The sequence below is a fragment of the Hyphomicrobiales bacterium genome, assembly GCA_030688605.1.
Classification (GTDB): domain Bacteria; phylum Pseudomonadota; class Alphaproteobacteria; order Rhizobiales; family NORP267; genus JAUYJB01.
This window is the reverse complement of sequence record JAUYJB010000083.1, coordinates 1-3,347: the sequence shown is the minus strand read 5'-3', so window position 1 is coordinate 3,347 and position 3,347 is coordinate 1. Positions and strand designations below refer to the sequence as shown.

Here is a 3,347-nt window from a genome sequence, read left to right as displayed (position 1 = left end):
GACAGGATCATCGTATCCCTCGACCTCAAGCGTGATTTTTTGACCCTCGAAATAGTCCGACAATTTCTGGTCTTCTGCGATATCGGACCACGTGCGACCTGGCGTGGCCGTCAGGCCCAACAGCGAATTGTTGGGCCGTTTGGTATGCAAGGCTGTCAAGATGGATGCGTAAGTTGGCGCGATCGCTTGGTGCGCTTCATCGATGATGGTCAGAGAAGCGCGGTCCGCCAGCCGCAGCATCGCCGCCGGGTCGCGCTTGTCGAATGCATACATTTTGGCCAGACCTGCGACGATCAATCCATCCCGTGCCTCCAACGGGTCGGGATTACGGTGGCCCCAAAAGCGGATGAGGTCGACGCGCCGATTGCCGAGATTGCGCCAAGCCTGTTCGAATTCGCTCGCGGCTTGGTCGAGCAACTCAGCGTTCTGCGCGAGCCAGCAAACGACGGTCGGCTCTTTGTTTTTCAGATGCGCGGCGACGATATGCATTGCGGTCCGGGTTTTCCCTGACCCTGTAGGCATGTGAAGAACAGCCTTACGCGGCGGCTGCGATAGCGCGCGTACAACCTTCGCTGCCGCGGTTCTCTGATGCTCGAAGAGGCCGTATGCGGCCTCTAGGGGTGCGGCACTTGGCGCAGTATCAGATGGAGCGCGGGCATCGCGTACCACACCGAAGAAAGAAAAGAGGACCGGCAGCATGGCGCCGTCTGATGCAGCCCGGCGAAGGTTTGCGTAAAGATCCTTCCCCTCCTTCACGGCGAGCTTCGTTGCCAATTCGCGGGCCTTTGGCAAGGGCAGCATTGCGATGATCTGATCGCGCTTGTCAGCATCGCGTAGCGCCTCGGAAGGCTCGACCAAGCTGGCGGCTAGCGCTCCGAACCGCTCTCCAGCGACAAGGCCGGGATCAAGCCCCTCCAGAACATCGGCCGTCGATGTGCCGAGGAGCCGGCGCAGGGCGGCTGGCTTGGCCTGTCGAAGCAGCGTTTGCAGCGCAAGCCCCGGAGCGGAATATGTGTTTTCCGAAGACGCCATTGGCTCACTTGTGACAGGCGAGGCAGACCTTGGCCTTGCCGTAGAGATCGTCGATATCGAGGGGTTCACTGTCGGATCGAAGGGGGTTCGGCTGGACTCTGGCGCGCAACCGTACAAGCCGCTGTTCGTGGTCCTGCCTGATTTGCGCGATGCGTTCGGGGCAGGCCAGCTCTTCGAGCGACTCCCCCTGGCTCCAGGTGAAGGGCGAGCCGTGGTCCAGGGCCGTCTTTTCGTAGGTCTTCGCCTCTTCAAACGCCTCGGGGTGCTCTTCCATGAGACGCACCCATTCGATCTTCTGCTGGAAAAAGCAGAACGTGCAGCCGCTGCGCGTGCGCCACGAATAGTATTTCGGCAAACCGAGCCCCGCGGCCTCAAGAACGTCAAGCACGCCGGCCTTGTCGATGCCGGCCTCCTTGAACGGCAGCCGCACGATCAGCTTGTCGTGCTTGGAGCTATAGCCGTCGCGGTATTCTTCGTCGCTGCGGATGGCGACGTAACTATAGATCGTGGCGCCCTCTTCGAGCATCGGGCGAAGCCAGCGCTCGAACGGGCGCAGCTTGAGCTGGCGCGTGCACCAGCGGGTTTGCGGCGACGGCAGGAAGTCGTTGTACTGTTTGAGCCAGAAGTCGAAGTCGCGGTCGGGATTGAGGCGCAGGATCGGCTTGCCGAGGAAGCCTTCGAGCCGGCCGAGATACTCGTAGACCTCGGGCAGCTCCTTTCCCGTGTCGGTGAAGAAATATTCGATATCCAGCTCGGGATGATGCTGCCGCATATAGACGGCAAGGGCCGCGCTGTCGCGCCCTCCGGAAAGGCCAAGAACGTGTTTTGCGGGACGCGGCGGCTCAACCATGCGCCTCTCCGCGCTCCTGCCTGGAGACCAGTGCATTGAGCCATTCGCCTTGGCCCTGGAACTGTCCCTCGCCGGTCGTTATCCAAAGCTCCTCCAGCTTCACGCCGGGAAGCGCCTGGAGCACCCGGCGCAGGCGGCTGTCCGTCATGTCGGTAAAGAACCGCCCGTCTTCGGTTACGCGCTCGCCAGCGCCGTGCTTGAAGGACGTGTACAGCACGCCGCCCGGTTTGAGGGCGCGGACGAGTCGGGCAATCGCGTCCGGCAGTTCGACCTCCCGCACATGGAGAAGCGACGCGCACGCCCAAATGCCGTCGTACTGTTCTTCATCCTCAAGTTCCTGAAAGCGAAGAACGCGAGTTCTGACGCCGGTCAGCCGCGTGCTCAGTTCGCAGAGAGCTGGTGAGGAGTCAAATGCGCTTACGGTGTATCCGCGCCGAAGCAATGCGAGCGTATCGCGCCCGGAGCCGCTACCCGCGTCGAGAATGCGGGCGTCCTTCGGGATCCTCCGGGTGAAGCGCTCATACAAGGCAGACAGATCGGCGTCGCACGTCGCCTTGAAATAGCTGTCCGCATTGCGCTCGTAATATTCGAGCGTCTGCGCCTGCGGCCCGTCACCGGAGGTTTTGGCTGAAACAAGCATCCTACCCTGCCCCAGCTTTCTTTCTTCGCTTGAAAAGCGTGAGATACAAAGCCGCGAGGACGGCGGCGAGCGCGACGATGCCGATCCATCTCCCGAAGCCGAACGGCCAATAGAACCCCAATGCGCCGACAAAGGACAGCACACTTCCGATCGCCATCAAGGCGCAGTAGATGGTGATCATGCTGTAGTCGCCGAGTTGCGGCACCTTCGGGTCTTCCGGCTTGCCGGAGGCGAAGCTGTCGGGGCGGAACTGCCTGATGCGGTCAAGGTAGCTGTGAAAGACGTCCCTGATGCGAAGCGCCGCGAGGATCAGGGCTATGTTGCAAAACCCCGCGAACAGCAGAAGGCCGAAGCGGATTTCCGAATACAGGTTCTCGGTGACGCCAGCTGCAAACCACAAGCCGCCCGTAAGGGTCATGGCGAGCACCGGAACTTGGTTCATCTGGCTGTTCAGGCTTCGCGCCTGTTCAAAATTCTGCTCGTAGCAGACCTTCTCCCGCTCGAAGTCGTTGTCACTCATGACGAGCGGCCTTTCTCTTGCCGGTCTCGCCGGCGCTTGCCGCTGTCTGCATGTAGCGCGCGCTTAACTCCGCCAGCGCGGCCAGGACAATGCTTCGCCGGCTGGTATCCGACTCTTCAAGCGCGCTCTCGACTCTGGCCACGACATCTTCCACGGCAGCACGGTCGGAATCGGCGATGGCGAATTCTTCCAGCACAGGCGCGGGGCGGCCGTTCATTCCAAGCACGACGGCCATTGCGTGGCGCTTTTCCGGCCGTCCCTTCACGCGGGCAAACGTTTCCGCGCGCAAAAACTTCTGCGCCATG

At 61.5% G+C, this 3,347-nt stretch carries 5 protein-coding genes; all 5 read right to left on the bottom strand.

Features of this window, described 5'->3' with window-relative positions; genetic code table 11:
• A partial coding sequence (locus Q8P46_09670) for a DEAD/DEAH box helicase family protein (protein MDP2620428.1) occupies positions 1-1,032 on the bottom strand: 1,032 nt, incomplete at its 3' end.
• Between the two features lie 4 nt (positions 1,033-1,036).
• Positions 1,037-1,882, bottom strand: coding sequence for a phosphoadenosine phosphosulfate reductase family protein (locus tag Q8P46_09665; GenBank protein MDP2620427.1), 846 nt, complete (start codon positions 1,880-1,882; stop codon positions 1,037-1,039).
• Positions 1,875-2,522, bottom strand: coding sequence for a class I SAM-dependent methyltransferase (locus Q8P46_09660; GenBank protein ID MDP2620426.1), 648 nt, complete (start codon positions 2,520-2,522; stop codon positions 1,875-1,877). The genes Q8P46_09665 and Q8P46_09660 overlap by 8 nt, the downstream gene beginning before the upstream one ends.
• Position 2,523: 1 nt before the next feature.
• On the bottom strand, positions 2,524-3,042 hold the full coding sequence (locus tag Q8P46_09655; GenBank protein ID MDP2620425.1) for a hypothetical protein: 519 nt from the start codon (positions 3,040-3,042) through the stop codon (positions 2,524-2,526).
• Positions 3,035-3,347, bottom strand: a 313-nt coding sequence (locus Q8P46_09650) for a hypothetical protein (GenBank protein MDP2620424.1), incomplete at its 5' end; no start/stop codon positions are given. The genes Q8P46_09650 and Q8P46_09655, both read right to left, overlap by 8 nt.